This is a genomic window from Achromobacter sp. DH1f (assembly GCF_000633435.1).
Taxonomy (GTDB): Bacteria; Pseudomonadota; Gammaproteobacteria; order Burkholderiales; family Burkholderiaceae_B; genus Achromobacter; species Achromobacter deleyi.
In genome coordinates this window covers 502260-520973 of record NZ_AYMF01000006.1, presented here as the reverse complement: position 1 = coordinate 520973, position 18714 = coordinate 502260, and the positions used below count along the sequence as shown (strand labels likewise).

Sequence of the window (18714 nt, the reverse complement as noted above, 5' to 3'; positions counted from 1 at the left end):
CGCCGCGATCCATGGAACCTTTACTGCTCGTTCCCCCTCACCAAGGACTCCGAACATGAAACGCCTGATTCTCTCGACCCTGACCGCCGCCATCCTGGGCGTGTCCGCCGCGGCCTCGGCCGACAACCTGTCCATCGGCTTCGCCGACCCGCTGTCGTCGCTGGACCCGCAACTGAACAACCATGCCGGCGACCGCTCGGTGGCCCTGCACTTCTGGGACCTGCTGATCGAGAACAAGTGGAACAAGCTGCAGCCCGGCCTGGCCGTGAGCTGGAAGCCGCTGGACAGCACCACCTGGGAATTCAAGCTGCGCGAAGGCGTCAAGTGGCAGGACAGCACGCCGTTCACCGCCGACGACCTGATCTATTCCTACACCCGCGCCCGCGCCGTGCCCGGCAGCGTGGCCACCTACGCCGGCTACCTGCGCACCATCGACACGATGACCGCCAAGGACCCGCTGACCCTGATCGTCAAGACCAAGGCGCCCAACCCCGACCTGCCGCTGAACCTGGCGTCGGTACACGTGGTCAGCAAGCACGTCGGCGAAAAGTCGACGACCGAAGACTACAACTCGGGCAAGGCCATGGTCGGCACCGGCCCCTACAAGTTCGTGTCCTACACCCCCGGCGACCGCGTCCTGATGGAACGCAACGACGGCTACTGGGGCGAAAAGGCCACCTGGGACAAGGTCAACTACCGCTACATCAACAACGCCGCCGCCCGCACCGCCGCCCTGCTGGCCGGCGACGTGGACGTGATCGACAAGGTGTCGGTGTCTGACCTGGCCAAGCTGCAAAAGGCTCCGAACGTGTCCGTCTACCCCTACGACGGCCTGCGCGTGATGATCCTGCAGCCCAGCTTCAACCCTGCGCCCAACCAGTACATCACCGACAACAACGGCAAGCCGCTGGACAAGAACCCGCTGCTGGACGTGCGCGTGCGCCAGGCGCTGAACCTGGCCATCAACCGCAAGGCCATCGCCGACCGCATCCTGCAAGGCGCCGCCACCGAAGCCAACCAGTGGATGCCCAAGGGCACCTTCGGCTACAACCCCGACGTGAAAGACATCCCCAACGATGTCGAACAGGCCAAGAAGCTGCTGGCGGCCGCGGGCTTTCCGGACGGCTTCAAGCTGACCATGCACGTGCCCAACGACCGCTACCCGCAAGGCCCGGAAACCGCCCAGGCCGTGGCGCAGTTCTGGACCCGCATCGGCGTCAAGACGCAGGTGGAAGTCGTGCCGTGGGCCGTGTATTCGGGCCGCGCCAACAAGAACGAATTCGCCGTCAGCATGCTGGCGTGGGGCAACGGCACGGGTGAAGCCAGCTACGCGCTGGTCAACATCCTGGCCACCGTCGACGCCAAGAAGGGCCTGGGCGCGTCCAACTGGGGCCACTACAGCAACCCCAAGGTCGATGCCGCGCTGGACCAATCCACCTCGGAATTCGACGTGGCCAAGCGTGAAGCCATCCTGCGCGACTCGGTCAAGCTGGTGGCCGATGACGTCGGCATCATCCCGCTGTACCACTACAAGAACATCTGGGCCACCAAGAAGGGCCTGAAGGTCACCCCGATGACCAGCGACCGCACCGCGGCCATGATGGTCACCAAGGACACGGGCAAGTAAGACCATGGTCCCGACCCTTTCCATCACCCCCGCGGACGCCCTGATCGACGTGCCGCGCCACATCCGGGTCGAGCACGTCGCGCCCGGCCAGACGGTCGAGATCACCGCCTTGACCCGCCGCAACGGCGTGCTGTGGCAAAGCCACGCCGCCTTCGTGGCGGGCGAGGACGGCGTGGTCGACCTGTCGCGCGACGCCCCGGCGTCGGGCGACTATGCCGGCGTGTCGCCCATGGGCCTGGTGTGGTCGCAGTCGCCCGTGGACTCGCCCAGCCGCGAACACTTCAACCACCCGGTCACCGAGGCCCTGGTCACCGACATCGTCGTGCGCGCCGCGGGTGCGCAGGCCCAGGGCCGCTTCGTGCAGCGCCTGGCCGCCGACGGCGTCACCCGCATCGACGTGCGTGAAGAAGGCCTGGTCGGCACGCTGTACCTGCCGGCCGGCGCCACGCCCGGCTCGCACCCGGCCGTGATGATCCTGAACGGCTCGGGCGGCGGCATCAACGAACCGCGCGCGGCGCTGTATGCCTCGCGCGGCTATGCCGCCTTTGCGCTGGCGTATTTCAAGGCGCCGGGCCTGTCCGACTACATCTCGAACACCCCGCTGGAGTACTTCCAGACCGGCCTGCGCTGGCTGCGCAAGAAGGTCCAGCCCAAGCACGACTTCGTCGCCATCAGCGGCCAGTCGCGCGGCGGCGAACTGGTGCTGCTCTTGGGCGCCACCTTCCCCACCGAAGTGTCGGCGGTGGTGGCCTATGTGCCCGGCGCCGTCGTGCACAGCGGCCAGAACGCCTGCGACCCGAAGATCGGCCGCGAAGGCCCGACCTGGCTGCTGGGCGGCAAGCCGTTGCCCCACGTCTGGGAAAACAACCGCACCGCCACCTGGGCGCCGTTCGACGAAGGCCCGTCGCCGCATCGCCACGAAAAGGCCATCCTCACGGCCTTGCAGGACCCGGACGCCGTGGCGCGAGCCCGCATCCGCGTCGAAGACATCCAGGGCCCGGTCATGCTGCTGTCCGCCACGGACGACGGCTCGTGGCCGTCCAGCCTGTATTCGAAGATGGTGCAGGACAAGCTGGCCGACGTACAGCACCCGTACCCGGTCAAGTGGCTGGACTACGAGAACGGCGGGCATTCCATCCTGTTCCCGTACGTGCCCACCACGCAGCTGGTCTACGCCCACCCCGTGTCCGGCAAGATCAGCACCAGTGGCGGCAACCCCAAGGACAACGCCCGCGCCGACCAGGAATCCTGGGAAGGCGTGCTGGCGTTCCTGGACGCGGCGGTGAAGGCTCGCGCGGCCGCCAAGCCGGCTCAATGACATCCAAGGAGACACCCTCAATGGCACAACAACCTATCGTCTACGACGCCGCGAAAGACCTCGTTGACCAGCTCGTCGGCCTGAAGGCCGACAGCACCACCTACGCCGCGCGCCACCAGCGCGACAAGGTCGCCGCCGCCACGCAAGGCAGCTACGACGCCCTGTTCGACCCGGCGCTGCCCGGCCTGACCCTGGCCGAGCGCCTGCTGGTCGCGCTGTACGCGTCACGCCTGACGCCGTCGCCTGCGCTGGCCGCCCACTACCGCCAGCGTCTGGTGGATGCGGGCGCCAACGCCGCCGACATCCAGGTGGCCGAATCCGGCAAGCCCGCGGACGCCGCCGATCCGCGCCTGGCCGCCATCCTGGAATTCACGCGCAAGCTGATCGAAAAGCCCGTCGAAGGCGACGAAGCCGCGCTCAAGACCCTGCCGGCCGCGGGCGTCTCGACGCCGGCCGTGGTGACCTTGTCGCAGCTGATCGCCTTCCTGTCGTACCAGGTGCGCCTGGTGGCGGGCCTGGACGCCATGAAGTCGCTGGCCGAGCAACCCGGCCGCGCCGCCGGCACGCCCGCCGCGCCCTTCCCGGCCAACACCGCCGCCACCGCCCCCGGCGACGTCATCAAGAACCACGGCTTCACCAACGAATCGCTGGAATGGAAGGCCTGGCTCGACGTCATCGACCTGGACAAGGCCACGCCCGACCAGATCGCCGTGCTGGAAGAAAGCCACCCCAAGGCCAAGGTCTCGGACTACTACCGCTTTCTGGTGCACCAGCCGGAAATCCTGCGCCAGCGCTCCACGGCGTTCAACGCCATCATGTATGCGCCGGGCGGCCTGTCGCGCGCCGAGCGCGAGCTGGGCGCCACCGTGGTGTCACGCATCAACGGCTGCGTGTATTGCGCGTCGGTACATGCGCAGCGCTTCGAACAACTGGCCAAGCGCAATGACGTGATCGCCCAGGTGTTCGAAGACCCCGCCACCGCCGGCACCACCGCGCGCGAGCTGGCGATCGGCAAGTTCTCGATCCAGATCACCGACGCGCCGGCCGCCGTCAATGCCGACAGCATCCAGGCGCTCAAGGATGTGGGCCTGACCGAAGGCGAGGTGCTGGACCTGCTGCATTCGGACGCGATCTTTGCGTGGGCCAACCGCTTGATGCTGAACCTGGGCGAGCCGGTTTTTCCGGCTTGATGCCGCCGATGCAAGTTCGGTAGATATCGGACCACGCATCGCACCCGGCACCGCAAACACAGGCCGCCTTCGGGCGGCCTGTTATTTTTGGCGCGCTTCCACCCGCTGCGCCAACAGGTCATAGAACAGCCGCGCCACCGGGTTAAGCGCCTTGCCGCGCGGGTGGATCAGGCCGATGGTGCGCGTCACCGTGGGGTTGCGCAGCGGCACGCTGACCAGCGTGCCATGTTCCGGCCCCGGCATCGCCAGGCGCGGCACCACGCCCACGCCCAGCCCCGCCTCGATCATGCTGACCAGCGCCGGCACGTGCTGCACTTCGCAGAAATGGCGCGGCCGGCAGCCGCTGTGCACCAGCGCCTGGTCCATCAGGAAGCGGTTGCCGCTGCCCTGGGCCAGCGTGATGTACGGGTGGTCTTCCAGGTCGGCCCAGCCCACCCACTTGCGCCGCGCCAGCGGATGCTTGCGGCTCACGGCCGCCACGAAGGCCTCTTCCAGCAAGGGCTTGAATTCGATCTCGGCGTCGTTGGCGCCGATGTAGGTCAGGCCGAAATCGGCATCGCCCCGCGCCACCGCCGTCAGCACCTGCGACGACGACTCGTCGATGATGCGGATGCGGATGCGCGGGTATTGCGCGTGATATTCCCGGATCACATCCGGCAGGAAATACGCCACCGCCGACGGCACGCAGGCAATCGTCACCATGCCCGACAGCCGTTCGGCCACGTCGCGAATGCCGATCAACGCGCTTTCCAGTTCGTTCAACACGCTGCGGGCCTTGGGCACGAAGCCCCGGCCGATGGTCGTCAGCTCCACCTTGCGGGTCGTGCGCGTCATCAGCTGCACACCCAGTGCCGCCTCAAGCTTGTCCACCCGCCGCGACAGCGCGGACTGCGACAGATGCAGCGCCTCGGACGCCGCGCGAAAACTGCCCAGGTCAGCCACCGCCAGAAAAGCGCGTAGATCCGCGAGATCGAAATTCATGCGTTTTCATCAAGAATTGAACTAATTTTTGCACTTTACTCGATTCCGGGCGCCGGGCACGATGTCTTCCAGCCGCAACCAATAGCGGCCCAGACCAGGAGACCCCACCCCATGAAGCCATTACGGAGAGCCTGCCTGCGCACCGCGCTGGCCCTTGCGACCGCCCCCTTGCTGCTGTCCGCCATGCCGTCCGCCCACGCCGCCGATGCCTGGCCGCAGCGCCCCATCCGCCTGCTCGTGCCCTACGGCCCCGGCGGCAGTTCCGACGTCGTGGCCCGCGCCGTGGCCGTGGAAATGTCGCGCGACCTGGGCCAGCAGGTCATCGTCGAAAACAAAGGCGGCGGCCAGGGCACCATCGCCACCCAGGAAGTCGCGCGGGCCCGGCCCGACGGCTACACGCTCATCCTGGGCCATGTGGGCACGCTGGCGGTCAACCCGACCATGATGCCCAATCTGTCGTACGACCCGCGCCGCGACTTCGCCCCCATCGTGCTGCTGGCCAAGCTGCCCATGGTGTTTGCCGTGGGCGACAAGGTGCCGGCCGCCACGCTGCCGCAATTCGTCGCCCTGGCCCGCGCCAAGCCTGGCGTCTTGAACTACGGTTCGGCCGGCAACGGCAGCGCCGGCCACCTGGCCTTCGAAATGCTCAAGACCGCCGCCGCCATCGATGTGGTGCACGTGCCCTACAAGGGCACCGGCGCCCAGGTCACCGACCTCTTGGCCGGCAACATCGACGCGGCCGCCGCCGGCATCCCGGGGCTGCTGCCGCACGCCCAGGCCGGCAAGATCAAGATCCTGGCGGTGGGCTCGGAACACCGGCTGCCCATCCTGCCCGACGTGCCCACCGTGGCCGAACAAGGCTTTGCCGGGTTTGAGAGCTCGCAATGGTTCGGCCTGCTGGCCCCGGCCGGCACCCCGGATGCCGTCGTCGCGCGCCTGCAGGCCGCCGCCAACACCGCCCTGAAAAGCGAGGCCGTGCACCAGCGCCTGGCCCACGACGCCGCCGAGCCGTCCGGCGCCGGCCCCGCCGAGTTCGCCGCCTTCATCGACGCCGAAGAGCGCCGCTGGAGCAAGGTCGTGCGCGACGCGCACATTTCCGCGCAATAGCCCCGCCCCCATCGCCCCCTCTTTTGTTTGCACAAGGACTTTGACCATGGCTGCCCCCACCGGCGTCACGACCGCCCCTGCTCGTTCCCCTGCCCCCGCCGTCATCGCGGAAGCCGACCTGCGTGACCTGGGCGTACGCGCCTTCCAGGCCCTGGGCCTGCCGCCCCAGGATGCCGCCGACGTCGTCGACGTGCTGGTGCTGGCCGACCTGTTCGGCCTGTCCACCCACGGCCTGTCGCGCATCGAATCGTATGGCGAACGCCTGCAGGTCGGCGGCATCAATGCCCAGGCCCATATTCAGGTCACCCGCCCCGCGCCCGCCTTGCGCCTGGTGGACGGCGACAACGGCGTCGGCCCGCTGGTCGGCATGCATGCGCTGCGCGCCGCCATGCAGGCCGCCAGCGGATGCGGCGTCGGCATCGCCTTCGCCCGTCAAAGCAACCACTTCGGCCCCATCTCGCCCTACGGCCTGATCGCCGCCGAAGCCGGCTACGCCAGCATCATCGGCAGCAACGCCACCACCACCATCGCCCCGTGGGGCGGCACCGACGCCCGCGTGGGCAACAGCCCCATCGGCTTTGCCGTGCCGAACCCGGGCGGCCAGCACTTCCTGCTGGACATGGCCATGAGCGTGGTGGCCCGCGCCAAGATCCGCAACGCCCTGAAGGCCGGCCAAGCCATCCCCGACACCTGGGCCACTGACGCCCAGGGCCAGGCCACCACCGATCCCAAAGCAGCCCTGGACGGCTTCCTGCTGCCGATCGGCGGCCACAAGGGCTACGGCCTGGCGCTGATGGTGGACCTGTTCGCCGGCCTGCTCTCCAACGCGGCCTACCTGACCCACGTCAAATCCTGGGTCGACGCGCCCGACGAACCGCAGAACCTGGGGCATTTCTTCTTGCTCATCGACACCCGCCGCCTGGGCTCGACGCAATGGCTGGCCGAGCGCATGAACGACTTTGCCGCCATCCTGCACGACAGCCCGCCGGCCGACCCGCAGCGCCCCGTGATCCAGCCCGGCGAAATCGAACTGACCAAGCTGGCCCGCCAACGCCAGCACGGCATCGACATCGCCCCCGACGTGCTGGCGCTGCTGCGCCGCCACGCCGGCCAGCCCCACGGCTGACGCGGCCCCGCATCCCGGAGGAGACACATCATGAAAGGCTCAGCCTTCTTTGCACTGGGGCTGCTCGCCGCCCTGGCCGCCCCCGCGTCCCACGCCGCGGACGCGGCCGCGGGCTACCCCAGGCAGCCCATCCGCCTGATCGTGCCCTACGTGGCCGGCGGCGCCGCCGACATCACCGCGCGCGTCATCGCCGCGCACATGGGCAAGACGCTGAAGGGCACCCTGGTCGTCGAGAACAAGCCGGGCGCCAACGGCATGATCGGCACCGACTTCGTCGCCAAGGCCGCACCAGACGGCTACACGCTGCTGCTGGACGCCAGCGGCCCGCTGGTCGTCAACCCGTCGCTGTACAAGAAAACACCCTATGACCCGCTGAAGGACTTCGCGCCCATCAGCCAGATCACCAGCTACCAGTACGCCCTGGTCGTGCCGCAGCAATCGCCCGTGCACAGTCTTGACGACCTGATCGCCGCTGCCCGCAAGAAGCCCGGCGCCGTCACCTATGGCTCGGCCGGCCTGGGCGCAGGCGGCCACCTGGCCGGCGAACTGCTGGCGCTGCAGACCGGCACCCAGATGACGCACGTGCCCTACAAGGGCAACGCCCAGGCCCTGACCGACGTGCTGGGCGGCCAGCTGACCTTCACGTTCGACACGACGGTGACCGCCACCCCGCACATCCAGTCCGGCAAACTGCGCGCCTATGCCGTCACCGGCCCGCGGCGGGCCTCCAGCCTGCCCGATGTGCCCACCCTGCAGGAACTGGGCTACCGCGACTTCGTCGTCACCCAGTTCCAGGGCCTGCTGGCCCCGGCCGGCACCGATCCCGGCATCCTCGCCACGCTGCACCAGGCCGTGATGCAGGCCGTGCAAGACCCAGAGGTGATACGTAAACTGGCCACCGAAGGCGGCAACGAAATCGTCGCCGGCACGCCCGACGATTTCTCGCGCCAGCTGCGCGACGACCTGCAACGCTACCGCACGCTGATCACCCACGCCCACATCACCGCGGAATGACGCCATGTACCAGATCGACATCCTGATCCAGGGCTACCCGGGGCGCGCCGTCTGCCACGGCGGCCTGGGCTGGAGCACCAGCACTTTGCTGCGCTCGGCCAACCACAAGATTCTGGTCGACGTCGGCGCCTTTGGCGTGCGGCACCAGTTGGCCACGCACCTTGATGCCTGTGGCGTCGCGCCCGCCGACATCACCGACGTCGTACTCACCCACGCCCACTACGACCACGCCGTCAACTTCACCCTGTTTCCCAACGCCACGGTGTGGATCGGCCAGCAGGAACTGGAATGGGCCGCTGCGCAACCGCCGGGTTTCAACCCCCTGCCCGAGCTGTACGTGCAGGAACTGAACCGCCAGGCGCGCGTTCGCCGTATCGGGGACGGCGACACCTTCCTGCCCGGCATCACCGCCATCGCCTCGCCGGGCCACACGCCCGGCCATCTGCTGTTCTACGTCGACGATCCCCGCCAGGCGGTGCTGTTCACCGGCGACGCGGCCAAGAACCGGGCCGAACTGCTTTCCGGACAAGTCGCCGACACCGCCGATGCCGCAGCCAGCCACGCCAGCCTGCAACGCATCTGGGCGTGGTGGCGCAAGCGGTCCGGCACCTTGCTGGTGCCGGGCCATGACCTGGGCATGACGCTCGATGACACCGGCGCGCCCGTCTACGTCGGCGAGCGCCGCGCCGCGATCAATGCCTGGTTTGGCGAAGATCTTCAGCCCACGCGGATTGATCTTTGTTGTGCGGCAAAAGCGGGGCGGCACGCGGTCTGACGCCGGTTATCCCCCTGACGCTCTCTTTTCGAATTCCTTTTTTCCATTCACCATGACCGCCATCGCCCCCCACATCCTGCAAGCCTTCACCCCCACCGGCACCCTGCGCGCCACCATCAACCTGGGCAACCCCATCCTGGCCCGGCGCGATGCCGCAGGCCATGCCGCGGGCGTCTCCGTCGACCTGGCCCGGGCCTTCGCCGACCGCCTGGGCGTGCCGTTGACCCTGGTCGTGCTGGACAGCGCCGGCAAGGCCGTCGACACCGTCAGCCAGAACGACGCCGACATCGGCTTTTTCGCCATCGACCCCAAGCGCGCCACCGACATCGCCTTCACCGACGCCTACGTGCTGATCGAAGGCGCCTACCTGGTGCGCCACGACTCGCCCCTGCACGACATGGCCCAGGTCGACGACCCGCGCCACCGCGTCACCGTCGGCCAAGGCAGCGCCTACGACCTGTACCTGACGCGTGAACTTCGCCACGCCGCCATCACCCGCGCCGCCACCTCGCCCACCGTCGTCGACACCTTCCTGCAAGACGGCACGGAAGTCGCTGCCGGCGTACGCCAGCAGCTCGAAGCCGACGCCGCCCGCCTGGGCGGCCTGCGCCTGTTGCCCGGCAGCTTCATGACCATCCGCCAGGCCATGGGCCTGCCGCGCCGCCGCGGCGAGGCCGCGCAGCAGGTGCTGGCCGCCTTCGTCGAAGACATGAAACGCAGCGGATTCGTCGAGCAGGCCTTGGCCCGCCATGGCATCGAGGGCGCCGCGGTCGCGCCTGCGGCCTAGGGATTTCGTTAAACTGACGCTTTCCCGCCTTCTTTTGCGCCCCGCTGCCCGCGGGGCGCATTGCCTTGCCCCATGTCCGAAAAAACCCACGACATCCGCCCCGGCCAGTCGATTGAACTGCTCAAGGCCCTGCACATCCTGACCCGCGACGGCAAGATGAACCAGGACAGCCGCCGCAAGCTGAAACAGGTCTACCACCTGTTCCAGTTCATCGAGCCCCTGCTCAAGGACGTCCAAGAGGAACGCGGCGCCGTCACCCTGGCGGATCACGGCGCGGGCAAGTCGTACCTGGGCTTCATCCTGTATGACCTGTTCTTCAAGGAACAGAAAGACGCCGCCAAGAGCGGCTCGCACATCTACGGCATCGAAACCCGCGAAGAACTCGTCAAGTCATCCGAAGAACTGGCCAAGCGCCTGGGCTTTGACGGCATGTCGTTCCTGAACCTGTCGGTGGCCGAATCGATCACCTCGGACAAACTGCCCAAGACCATCGACGTCGTCACCGCCCTGCACGCCTGCAACACCGCCACCGACGACGCCATTCATTTCGCGCTGGAAAAAAGGGCCAAGTACATCGTCGTCGTGCCCTGCTGCCAGGCCGAAGTGGCGTCCGTGCTGAGAAAGAACAAGGCCCGCGCCCTGGCCGACCCCCTGGCCGAAATCTGGCGCCACCCGCTGCATACGCGTGAATTCGGCAGCCAGATCACCAACGTGCTTCGCTGCCTGCAACTGGAAGCCCACGGCTACCAGGTCAGCGTGACCGAGCTGGTCGGCTGGGAACACTCGATGAAGAACGAACTGATCATCGCGCAGTACAAGAACCTGCCGAAGAAAAAGCCGGCCGAACGCCTGACCGAGATGCTGGACCGGATCGGCCTGCAGGAATTGAAGGATCGGTTTTTCTTGCCGGAAGCGGCGGTGGCGGCGTAGATCCCGGTCGTTGTTTTACTCGAGGCCAGGCGGCACACCGAAAGACGTTCAAACAGGATGGTCTAGATGCTCTCTCGCGACGGCGGGGCTGATCGAGAACGGACAGAGCGACTGACTAGGGCATTTCCCTCTTCACTGCGGTCCGACGTCACACTGATCTCAAACGCCATTTGCCCTAGTGGCATGGAAGGTCATGGGGTATTTGTGATCGTGCAGAACGAGCCACTGCAGCTACCCTATCGCATTGAACATACCAACGACGATTCCCTGTTTCCTCAGTTGAACGCACATCAAGCGTTGATCTACGCCTGCATACGGTCACGTCATTTGGACGGCTATGTGCGTCAGCGCCAAATTCGACGGTTGGCCTGCGGGGCAGAGCCATGGGTGGTGCCGTTTCTAGTCCAGCTTGGCAGCGAGTACGTTGTCGAAATCCTGCATGAAATCGAAGCATGCTTGCCGTTACTGGACAAACACCTCTACGGCACGATTCTGCGGTCCAATCCAGCGTTCCTGGATTTGGCACAGCAACGAATGATCAGCTACTGGGATTGTTACTACCGGCGGTTTCGGCCCAAAGGCGAATCCTATGTTGGATTTCGCCTATTCGAACAGTTTCGTAACTGGCAGGCCGCAGGCTAAGGCCTCACCCGGTTCAAAGCCCGCGCCCGAGAATCAATTGCTGCGACGCAGCCGATCCGTGGATTGTTTGTTCAGCCGCTTGGCTTCGGCTTCGGCGTAGTCTTCTTCGCCCTCTTCGTACTTGCCGTCATACATGCAGCTGCTGCGAACCCAGCCGCATTCGCCAACGACCTTGGCGCAGCCCGAACTGAGCACCGCGAGAAACAGCACCACACCGTAACGGCCCAACGTTTGAATCGACATATTGCTCCTTGATGTTCCCGGTAGTGTACGGGTGAGGATGACGGCTACGGCCGCGAAACGCAGTAAAAAATGGTGTCAAACGCTGGTGGCGGGTCAATGAAAGACACGGCCCTGCCTTTGTGGCGGGGGTGTGAATCAATGAAAGTGGGACCCTGCATCTTCGTGCTGGCGCGCCGTCCATGCATCGGAATCTGGCATCATCGCCCTTTTCGGCGAACTCCTTCCCATGCGCAAACTCCTCTGCCTTCGCGACGGCATCGAAGCCATCGCCGCGTGTCATGACGACGGCGACGTCTGGGACCGCTATTGCTGGGTCTACGTGACCGATGGCGTGCCGCTTGTCGACGCCCAACTCTATCTGTCGACCCGCGAAGACGAAGACGATCCTGCCGTCGATGAAGACGGCGAGGAACACCCCGCCTTCGCCATGGCGCACGGACTGGTCAACTACCTGGAAGCCGCCACCTTCGCCGACGTATTGAGTGTGCAGAAACGGCAGCAGCCGTCATCGCAGCTGGAAGACTATGCCGTCGCGCTTGAACACTATGCCGAGCAAGACGCGTTCCTGGACCGAGGCGAGTTCTATAGCGGCGGCAACGAACCCGAGCCGACGCCGGGGCTATCCCGCGACATCTACGCGGAATACGACCTGCACCTGACCGCATGCCCGGCAGACCGCCTGCTGGCTGCCGCCAAGGCAACCGCTGAACTGCTGGGTATCAACGCAGCCGAAGCGTTGAACCGTTGCCGGCAGCTTCCGCTGGTACTGGGCGAACGCGTCGACGCCCGCGAACGCGACCGCATCGAAGCGCGCTTCGCCGACACGTCCCTGCCCCTGCAAAGAACGACCCACGTGCCACTGGCGTGGCAAATGGGCCGCCCTTGAAGCTGTTGACGCAAGAGGCCTAGACGCAAACGGCCTAGGCGAGCGATCAGCGCGGCGCGCCGATCTGCAACACGGTGAAGTCGCGCCGCATATAGCGGTTCATCACCTGCGCCAAAATCGGGTTGCCGGCATTTTCCGCCTTCGGCGCCGTCAGGTTCACCACCGCCGCGCACAGCTTGCCGGCCTGGACCGTCTTGCCCGAGAACTTGGCCGGCACCGCAGCCGCCATGCTCGCCTTCCAGGCCGCATCAATACCATCAACCGCCTGCTTGGCGGTCGCGCAATCCGCGTAGGCCAGCGAAATCACCACCGCCGGCACATCGTCGATCTGCGCGTCCGCAAGAATCCCCGAGAAGTAAGGCGGAATACCGCGCCCATTGGCCTCAGTCGCCGCCTTGAGATTCTGCTTGGCGATGTCGATATCGCCATGGGTCGACAGCAACACCTTCGCCGGATCCACCGCGTTAAGCCCCATCACCGGGGAAATCACCGCGGCCTGAACGATGCGGCCGCTGTTCGCAGGCACCGCCTCTTTCAAACCCGCCAGCGCGGCCGCCACGACTTCGCTGTCGGCCACCGACGGCGCGGTCTGTGCCAGACTCTGCATAGCCGCCCCCGACGACGCCTGGATCAGCGTGGCATCCAGCGGCAGGACAAAGCTGGCCTTGCCCATCATGCCTCGCCACGGATCCTTCGGATTGGCCTTCTGCATATCCATCACCCCCTCGGCGCCATTGGCGATCAGGCCCGGCACACCGCCATCCACGTCCGCAAAATCGCCCTGCTTCAGACTGGTGACCAGTTTTCCGACGGCCTGCTTATTCTTCAGCCCCCAATAACTGACATTGGACGGCGCCTGACCAAACCCGGCGAAATACGACACCTCGTCAAAAGCGACTTTCGCATTCAGCGACCACTGGTCCAGGCCATAGCCCACGGATTCGAGCGGACGGATCGGCTGTGCGAGGCTCAGCCTGCGCATCCCGTCGGCCGTCGGACCGGATGGCTCCAGTGCGCGCCAGGCCTGCACATCCAGAAAGACAATCTGCATCGCCCAGGGGGCAGACAACACCGCCTGCGGAATTTGCTTGAAGGCCTGCTGCAACGTTTGCGTGCTGTCTTTTGCTACTGCCGACGTTCCAAATCCTGCCAGCATGCAGAGTGCAAGAGCCTTTAAGCGCATCAACTTTCTCCGTTTTTCTTGATGGGTTTGACGTGTGGGCGAACCGCGGTCCAGCGAGCCGATCCCGCCAGGCGCTGTCACGAAAACAGCGCCGCAGCGCACTGCAAGACTCGCCTTTCAAGGGTTGGCATGTGCCGTAGCCAGAATTTGGGGACACGACAGAATCGATGGAAGATAGTACATGAATGCGTGAGGATCGATTCCGATGCACTCAATTGCTCGGCTTATCTCAACGCAAAGGCGTATTGCCCTGGGCAGGTCAAGCCCGCCGGTTCACATGGCTGCGGCGTCACGCGTTCGCCCTGCTCTTGCGCCATTGCCCAGGCGTGCTGCCCAATGCATGCCGGAACGCCTTGCCAAACGCCGCTTCCGATTGATAGCCCACGGCCTCGGCAATATCCGCCAGCGTCCGGCGCGTCTGCAGCATCAGTTTGCTCGCGTGCATCATGCGCACCGCCAGCAACGCGGCGCCGGGCGTCATGCCCGAGGCGTCCTTGAATCGCCTGGCGTAGGTGGCTCGCGACATCGCCGCAGCGGCGCCCAGGGTATCCAGCGTCCAGGGATGCTGCGGGTCGGCCAGCATCGCCTGCAACGACGCACACAGGCGCTCGTCGGCAATCAGGGCCAGCCAGCTCGGTTGGGGCGCGTCAGATGACTCACCCTCGCCATAGGCACGCATCGCATAGGCCAGCAACGCCTGCGCCAGCGCATTGGCGATCGCCCACGCGCCGGGCTGCCTGGCCGACACCTCATGCCTCAACAACTGGGTCAGCGTTCGCAACGCGTCAATGCCGGGCGTCTGATGCAGGCACACCTGCAAGACGGACGGTAATTGCTGCATCAACAACGTGCTGCCGCTTTGGCTGTAAAGAAGCCGTCCGCAAAGCAGATCCACTTCGCCGTCACCATCGGCATCCGCGGTGCGAGTCACGGGCAACAGCGCGTCGACCGGTTGCTCTTGCGTCACCCTCGATGCCGCTTGCCCCGCCCCAGCGTTCATGCCGCTCAGCGTATGCGCCTGCCCTTGCGGCAACAACACAAAGCTGCCCGGCGACAGATCGAGAAACGTGCCCGGCAACGACTGCACCCGACACCGCCCGTCCAGCACCAGATGGAAAACGGCCTGCCCGGGGGGCAAGGGCTCGTGGGGCAGGATGAAACTGCCGCTCAGCGCGCAACGCGTATCCAAGCGGATTTCACCCTGCGCCAGGGCCAGCAGCTGACTCAACGCATCCATGAGACGAATTCGCTAAATATCAAGACTTAACTATGCCATAGATCGCATTTCATCGTCCTACACTTTCCCTCATGGCGTTGGACATCAACGCCCTCCCCCTGATGAAAAGGAACGAACATGCTCGACTGGAACGAATACCGCACGCAACTCATGGGCCGCATCGGCGAATTCGGCAAACTGTCACCCGACACCCTGGGCGGTTATCGGACGCTGTCGGGTGCCGGCAAAAAGACCGGACACCTGGACGCCAAGACTCGCGAATTGATTGCCTTGGCCGTTGCGGTCACGACGCGCTGTGATGGGTGTATCGCGGTGCATTCCGACACGGCCGTCAAACTGGGCGCGTCGCGCGAAGAGATTGCCGAGGCGTTGGGCGTTGCGGTGGCGATGAATGCGGGTGCGGCGATGGTTTATTCGGCGCGGGTGATGGATGCGTTGGGGGGTGCGGCAGCGCCATAACCGCGAATAAGCAGTTCATGATTCCGAGTCCAACGTGACAAGGACATCACACCGCTACGCACTTTGGCAACCTGATACACCGTGTACTCGCCCTGCGATCACACCAATGATCGCCCGGGTTGTCCGCCGGAGTTAACAGGAGCGCATAGCCGCCGCAATAGCGGCTTTTTTACGTCCGTAGGCCGAGCCACGTCTCTAGCATTCCAGCCCCAAGCTCCCGTGGCTATGGTTTCGATTAAGAAAGAGCAGCCCAACACCATTATTGCAACAAAACACGCCCAGAACCATTTCCGAGGTAGATGTTTATAAGCTTACCTGCCCCATCGGCCCATTAGGATATTTCGTCCTGTAAGCATCATAACGGTCACAAAACTCGTAAAATACTGCCCAGTGGCAACGAGACATATCTATACCAAACTTAAAATTTTCTCCTCGTCGCGCGCAATCCGCATAATGCCCAAACATATAACATGCAGCATCAGATTTTATCTTTTCCGCCCGCACAAGAAACTCTATCTCCTCAATAAATGTTAAAAATTTCCTGTTTTTATCCCAATTTTTTTCATCACGAAACGCAGAATAATCCCCATCTATATGAGATAAAACCCAAGAAAGATCTGAATCATCAAATAAGCGTCTATGCTGAGACAAAAAGAATTCTGTCCGTTTAAGAGCTTCCTCTTGTTCCTTCTGTTTTTTATGGCGTCGTAGCTCCAACCAAAATTTCCACGCCCCACCAAATGCTAAAAGCAAGCCGACAGCAACTCCAAATCCTTGCCAATGCGCAGCCCATTCTGACATAAGCATACACCTATCAATAAATGGAATTTTGAAGCTGCTGCAGAACACTGATTCAGCTGTCATATGGCTGATTAATTTCGGTGACCAATATGCGCTTTATACGTCCAACGGCATTGGACACTTTGTGGCCAACAAACCCCCTTTTACCTTCAGCAACCCCTTGAGCGCGATCGTTCATAGATGCGGTAGCGGCTTGGTGAGCTCGCTGATTGGCCGGAAAATCAACAATATTAAAGGGGATAGTGCGGCGAATACTGTCTAAGTAAACTCTGCCATATCCAGTCAAAATATTATATTTCGTAACATTTCCATTCCAATGTCCCAGCGCGTCGTCTGTTTCAGACGTACTCACATAATCATAACTTGAAGAATCTAAAAAAAGGCGATCACCTGCGTACGGTCGATTTAATGTCAGAATTTCTGCCCCGCTAGTGTAAATAGGGCGAAGTATGTTTTTAAGCGGTTGCTCCAGCCGAATAGCTAACTCTTCAAATGGGGTATCATCCGAAGAAGCAATTTTTCTTATATGCGGATTATTACTCTCGGCCTCTGAACCGGTCGCGAGTAGCACACTGAGATCTAGATAGTCCCAAAAATGCTTTAGGACGACGCTTTTTCCAATTCTTCCAACCACTCTATCTGAAAATCTCACATTGACGATGTATTCAAAGCAGCCCCGCTTTGCACCAACCATCGTCGTGACAACTTCTTGAGGGTTGGCGATCCTATCCCGTACTTCATTATCATTGGCAAAGGCATGACTCACCTGATTTATTAGAGTAGCCACTCCTTTTAACGCTTCTGCAGAATCATAAAGACTCAACTCTCCCTGATCTGCACTCATACCGTCATAGCGAAACACAACATCAGTATCAGACATCGATATTCCTACAATTTTAGAATTTGCAAAAATACACACTCTAGCAATGACTGCCAAAGAGCGTTATTTATTTCATCCTGCGCAATTAATGCGCGGCACAACATTCATAAATTTTTATCAAATAACCAATGAATATTTATTTTCAAACCAATGCTTATGTTCCAACTCTACGAGAATTTTTTCCCAAAAGTCCTGACTTTCATCGATCACCTCAACAAAAATTTCATCAACGTTATTGCGTTTTAAAAATTTAACTACTTCTTTAATTAGAGCCCTCGCGACTCCTCTCCCACGAAACTCGGGAACGACATACAGTTTGAAAATTTCTGCGCTATTCGCTCCTTCTTGGTAACTCAACGAGCAAACTCCCACAATCACGTCGGAATTTTTAACCGCCACATAGAATGGATGAATATTCGCCCATATGTCTGAAATACCGCTAAATTGCGAAGAATTCTCTCGCTGCAGTGATGATTGCAGATCACTCAGATCAGAACAAGAAACATCAAAAACATATTCCATTTTTTTCACATTAATATTTAAAAAAATTAATCACAGCCATTAAATAATATTTAAAATATTAAAAATAATAATAAGCCAAAAAACTCACACCCTTCCACCACAAAACTTTCTAATGGAGAACACTCCAATTTAATTTATCACCACCAGGACCATACCGATCATGACGACATGAGTGGGGCATCTCCATTATTCATTGAGCTTGACAATGGCTCAATGAATTCGCACAGAAAGCCCCGAGTTAGGCCCAGGTGGAACACCCAATGCTGTATCGATTCCTACTGACGAACGTATGTCATTTAAAAGAACTACGGGGTTAATTTTTTTGCCGATTAAGGCCGCAGATTCTTGTCTTGGATTCTCTGAATCTCGTGCGCGATAGACTACGACGTATGGCAAATTATCAGCTATCGCTGTAAGACAAATTCCACGCACGTACATTCGATTAAATTCACTTTCTGATAATGTAATGTGCGCATTAATAGGAACTCTGACAATCGCAATACCGCCGGAAGGCTTTTTTCGCTCCTCCTGAGTCTTTAAAAGACGTCTATTCTTCAGCTCCTCCGACAGCCAGGAGTCGTCGTATTTTTCGGCGGCTTCCCGCATAAGAGAAGGCCAACCTAAGGCCCCCGATCGAGTTAGCCTATTGCTGATATATAGCGTGCCTGCGGAGTTATCTCTGTCAATTTCCTCCAGCATGAATGCACGAGTACGGCTACTCAAATTCGCATATTTCAGACCCACCACTACCTCCCATTAATAGGCTTAATAAGGCTTTTGGCGTTAGATTAATTCCAGACTTACCATTGAATGGCAGCGCACCCTTTCAGATAAAACCTATAGATAGTGAAACGATTCCCACCCCCAAATGTCGACAAAACACAAAATCCAACATGCTGCGGAGGTTCCTTGGATTAGTGGTCCGTCGAGTCAATTCCAGGGAAGACACCCAAAAGCTACTTTATAGTATTATTCAACATTTGGAAACCTTACATCGTATGTTCTC

At 61.9% G+C, this 18714-nt stretch carries 20 protein-coding genes; 12 read left to right on the top strand and 8 right to left on the bottom strand.

What is annotated here, in order from left to right; all coding sequences use genetic code 11:
* The first annotated feature begins 55 nt into the window (after nucleotides 1–55).
* The 3 genes from U858_RS0105180 to U858_RS34695 are packed head-to-tail and all read left to right on the top strand — an operon-like array spanning nucleotide 56 to nucleotide 4135.
* Nucleotides 56–1627 carry an ABC transporter substrate-binding protein gene (locus tag U858_RS0105180; RefSeq protein WP_025136122.1) on the top strand — a complete coding sequence of 524 codons (1572 nt, stop codon included), beginning with the start codon at nucleotides 56–58 and terminating at the stop codon, nucleotides 1625–1627.
* 4 nt (nucleotides 1628–1631) lie between these two features.
* Nucleotides 1632–2945, top strand: a complete 1314-nt coding sequence (locus U858_RS0105175) for an acyl-CoA thioesterase/bile acid-CoA:amino acid N-acyltransferase family protein (protein ID WP_025136121.1) — start codon at nucleotides 1632–1634, stop codon at nucleotides 2943–2945.
* 20 nt (nucleotides 2946–2965) lie between these two features.
* Nucleotides 2966–4135 (top strand): CMD domain protein, encoded by a 1170-nt coding sequence (locus tag U858_RS34695; protein WP_025136120.1) that lies wholly within the window; start codon nucleotides 2966–2968, stop codon nucleotides 4133–4135.
* 81 nt (nucleotides 4136–4216) lie between these two features.
* Here the strand turns inward: U858_RS34695 and U858_RS0105165 are convergent, their stop codons facing one another.
* Complete coding sequence (locus U858_RS0105165) at nucleotides 4217–5116, bottom strand: LysR family transcriptional regulator (RefSeq protein WP_025136119.1); 900 nt, start codon at nucleotides 5114–5116, stop codon at nucleotides 4217–4219.
* Nucleotides 5117–5227: 111 nt separating this feature from the next.
* On the opposite strand from U858_RS0105165, the gene U858_RS0105160 reads away from it, so the two are divergent.
* The 7 genes from U858_RS0105160 (at nucleotide 5228) to U858_RS0105130 (ending at nucleotide 11497) form a co-directional block, all read left to right on the top strand.
* Nucleotides 5228–6223: a tripartite tricarboxylate transporter substrate binding protein gene (locus U858_RS0105160; protein WP_025136118.1), complete on the top strand. Its 996-nt coding sequence runs from the start codon at nucleotides 5228–5230 to the stop codon at nucleotides 6221–6223.
* 46 nt (nucleotides 6224–6269) lie between these two features.
* Nucleotides 6270–7349, top strand: coding sequence for an Ldh family oxidoreductase (locus U858_RS0105155; RefSeq protein ID WP_025136117.1), 1080 nt, complete (start codon nucleotides 6270–6272; stop codon nucleotides 7347–7349).
* A gap of 30 nt (nucleotides 7350–7379) precedes the next feature.
* Complete coding sequence (locus U858_RS0105150; protein ID WP_025136116.1) at nucleotides 7380–8363, top strand: tripartite tricarboxylate transporter substrate binding protein; 984 nt, start codon at nucleotides 7380–7382, stop codon at nucleotides 8361–8363.
* Nucleotides 8364–8367: 4 nt separating this feature from the next.
* A complete protein-coding gene (locus U858_RS0105145) occupies nucleotides 8368–9138 on the top strand; it encodes an MBL fold metallo-hydrolase (RefSeq protein ID WP_025136115.1) in 771 nt (256 codons plus the stop codon).
* A 52-nt stretch (nucleotides 9139–9190) separates the two neighbouring features.
* Nucleotides 9191–9925: a transporter substrate-binding domain-containing protein gene (locus U858_RS0105140; protein ID WP_025136114.1), complete on the top strand. Its 735-nt coding sequence runs from the start codon at nucleotides 9191–9193 to the stop codon at nucleotides 9923–9925.
* Nucleotides 9926–9997: 72 nt separating this feature from the next.
* Entirely contained in the window at nucleotides 9998–10855 is an 858-nt protein-coding gene (locus U858_RS0105135; protein WP_025136113.1) for an SAM-dependent methyltransferase, read from the top strand.
* Between the two features lie 66 nt (nucleotides 10856–10921).
* Nucleotides 10922–11497: a hypothetical protein gene (locus U858_RS0105130; RefSeq protein ID WP_025136112.1), complete on the top strand. Its 576-nt coding sequence runs from the start codon at nucleotides 10922–10924 to the stop codon at nucleotides 11495–11497.
* 33 nt (nucleotides 11498–11530) lie between these two features.
* Here U858_RS0105130 and U858_RS0105125 read toward each other — a convergent pair whose 3' ends face one another.
* A complete protein-coding gene (locus tag U858_RS0105125) occupies nucleotides 11531–11740 on the bottom strand; it encodes a hypothetical protein (protein WP_025136111.1) in 210 nt (69 codons plus the stop codon).
* A gap of 226 nt (nucleotides 11741–11966) precedes the next feature.
* Here U858_RS0105125 and U858_RS0105120 point away from each other — a divergent pair, with 226 nt between their 5' ends.
* A complete protein-coding gene (locus U858_RS0105120) occupies nucleotides 11967–12626 on the top strand; it encodes a hypothetical protein (RefSeq protein ID WP_025136110.1) in 660 nt (219 codons plus the stop codon).
* Between the two features lie 46 nt (nucleotides 12627–12672).
* Here the strand turns inward: U858_RS0105120 and U858_RS0105115 are convergent, their stop codons facing one another.
* Nucleotides 12673–13809, bottom strand: a complete 1137-nt coding sequence (locus U858_RS0105115; protein ID WP_025136109.1) for a hypothetical protein — start codon at nucleotides 13807–13809, stop codon at nucleotides 12673–12675.
* A 289-nt stretch (nucleotides 13810–14098) separates the two neighbouring features.
* Nucleotides 14099–15046 carry an AraC family transcriptional regulator gene (locus U858_RS0105110; RefSeq protein ID WP_025136108.1) on the bottom strand — a complete coding sequence of 316 codons (948 nt, stop codon included), beginning with the start codon at nucleotides 15044–15046 and terminating at the stop codon, nucleotides 14099–14101.
* A 117-nt stretch (nucleotides 15047–15163) separates the two neighbouring features.
* On the opposite strand from U858_RS0105110, the gene U858_RS0105105 reads away from it, so the two are divergent.
* A complete protein-coding gene (locus U858_RS0105105; protein ID WP_025136107.1) occupies nucleotides 15164–15505 on the top strand; it encodes a carboxymuconolactone decarboxylase family protein in 342 nt (113 codons plus the stop codon).
* A gap of 303 nt (nucleotides 15506–15808) precedes the next feature.
* Here the strand turns inward: U858_RS0105105 and U858_RS35580 are convergent, their stop codons facing one another.
* From U858_RS35580 to U858_RS34685, 4 genes are all read right to left on the bottom strand, one after another.
* The gene (locus U858_RS35580) at nucleotides 15809–16312 is read right to left on the bottom strand and encodes a hypothetical protein (protein WP_157838777.1); all 504 of its coding nucleotides are present in this window, start codon (nucleotides 16310–16312) and stop codon (nucleotides 15809–15811) included.
* Nucleotides 16313–16358: 46 nt separating this feature from the next.
* Nucleotides 16359–17186 carry a hypothetical protein gene (locus U858_RS35575; protein ID WP_157838776.1) on the bottom strand — a complete coding sequence of 276 codons (828 nt, stop codon included), beginning with the start codon at nucleotides 17184–17186 and terminating at the stop codon, nucleotides 16359–16361.
* 117 nt (nucleotides 17187–17303) lie between these two features.
* Nucleotides 17304–17708, bottom strand: a complete 405-nt coding sequence (locus U858_RS34690; RefSeq protein ID WP_081821540.1) for a GNAT family N-acetyltransferase — start codon at nucleotides 17706–17708, stop codon at nucleotides 17304–17306.
* Nucleotides 17709–17918: 210 nt separating this feature from the next.
* Nucleotides 17919–18314 carry a hypothetical protein gene (locus U858_RS34685; protein WP_198529698.1) on the bottom strand — a complete coding sequence of 132 codons (396 nt, stop codon included), beginning with the start codon at nucleotides 18312–18314 and terminating at the stop codon, nucleotides 17919–17921.
* Between the last annotated feature and the right edge of the window lie 400 nt (nucleotides 18315–18714).

Bases quoted from the DNA above. Each gene is read 5' to 3' on its own strand.
- U858_RS0105180 (WP_025136122.1), top strand. From the start codon at position 56: ATGAAACGCCTGATTCTCTCGACCCTGACCGCCGCCATCCTGGGCGTG.
- U858_RS0105175 (WP_025136121.1), top strand. From the start codon at position 1,632: ATGGTCCCGACCCTTTCCATCACCCCCGCGGACGCCCTGATCGACGTG.
- U858_RS34695 (WP_025136120.1), top strand. From the start codon at position 2,966: ATGGCACAACAACCTATCGTCTACGACGCCGCGAAAGACCTCGTTGAC.
- U858_RS0105165 (WP_025136119.1), bottom strand. From the start codon at position 5,116: ATGAATTTCGATCTCGCGGATCTACGCGCTTTTCTGGCGGTGGCTGAC.
- U858_RS0105160 (WP_025136118.1), top strand. From the start codon at position 5,228: ATGAAGCCATTACGGAGAGCCTGCCTGCGCACCGCGCTGGCCCTTGCG.
- U858_RS0105155 (WP_025136117.1), top strand. From the start codon at position 6,270: ATGGCTGCCCCCACCGGCGTCACGACCGCCCCTGCTCGTTCCCCTGCC.
- U858_RS0105150 (WP_025136116.1), top strand. From the start codon at position 7,380: ATGAAAGGCTCAGCCTTCTTTGCACTGGGGCTGCTCGCCGCCCTGGCC.
- U858_RS0105145 (WP_025136115.1), top strand. From the start codon at position 8,368: ATGTACCAGATCGACATCCTGATCCAGGGCTACCCGGGGCGCGCCGTC.
- U858_RS0105140 (WP_025136114.1), top strand. From the start codon at position 9,191: ATGACCGCCATCGCCCCCCACATCCTGCAAGCCTTCACCCCCACCGGC.
- U858_RS0105135 (WP_025136113.1), top strand. From the start codon at position 9,998: ATGTCCGAAAAAACCCACGACATCCGCCCCGGCCAGTCGATTGAACTG.
- U858_RS0105130 (WP_025136112.1), top strand. From the start codon at position 10,922: ATGCTCTCTCGCGACGGCGGGGCTGATCGAGAACGGACAGAGCGACTG.
- U858_RS0105125 (WP_025136111.1), bottom strand. From the start codon at position 11,740: ATGTCGATTCAAACGTTGGGCCGTTACGGTGTGGTGCTGTTTCTCGCG.
- U858_RS0105120 (WP_025136110.1), top strand. From the start codon at position 11,967: ATGCGCAAACTCCTCTGCCTTCGCGACGGCATCGAAGCCATCGCCGCG.
- U858_RS0105115 (WP_025136109.1), bottom strand. From the start codon at position 13,809: ATGCGCTTAAAGGCTCTTGCACTCTGCATGCTGGCAGGATTTGGAACG.
- U858_RS0105110 (WP_025136108.1), bottom strand. From the start codon at position 15,046: ATGGATGCGTTGAGTCAGCTGCTGGCCCTGGCGCAGGGTGAAATCCGC.
- U858_RS0105105 (WP_025136107.1), top strand. From the start codon at position 15,164: ATGCTCGACTGGAACGAATACCGCACGCAACTCATGGGCCGCATCGGC.
- U858_RS35580 (WP_157838777.1), bottom strand. From the start codon at position 16,312: ATGCTTATGTCAGAATGGGCTGCGCATTGGCAAGGATTTGGAGTTGCT.
- U858_RS35575 (WP_157838776.1), bottom strand. From the start codon at position 17,186: ATGTCTGATACTGATGTTGTGTTTCGCTATGACGGTATGAGTGCAGAT.
- U858_RS34690 (WP_081821540.1), bottom strand. From the start codon at position 17,708: ATGGAATATGTTTTTGATGTTTCTTGTTCTGATCTGAGTGATCTGCAA.
- U858_RS34685 (WP_198529698.1), bottom strand. From the start codon at position 18,314: ATGCGGGAAGCCGCCGAAAAATACGACGACTCCTGGCTGTCGGAGGAG.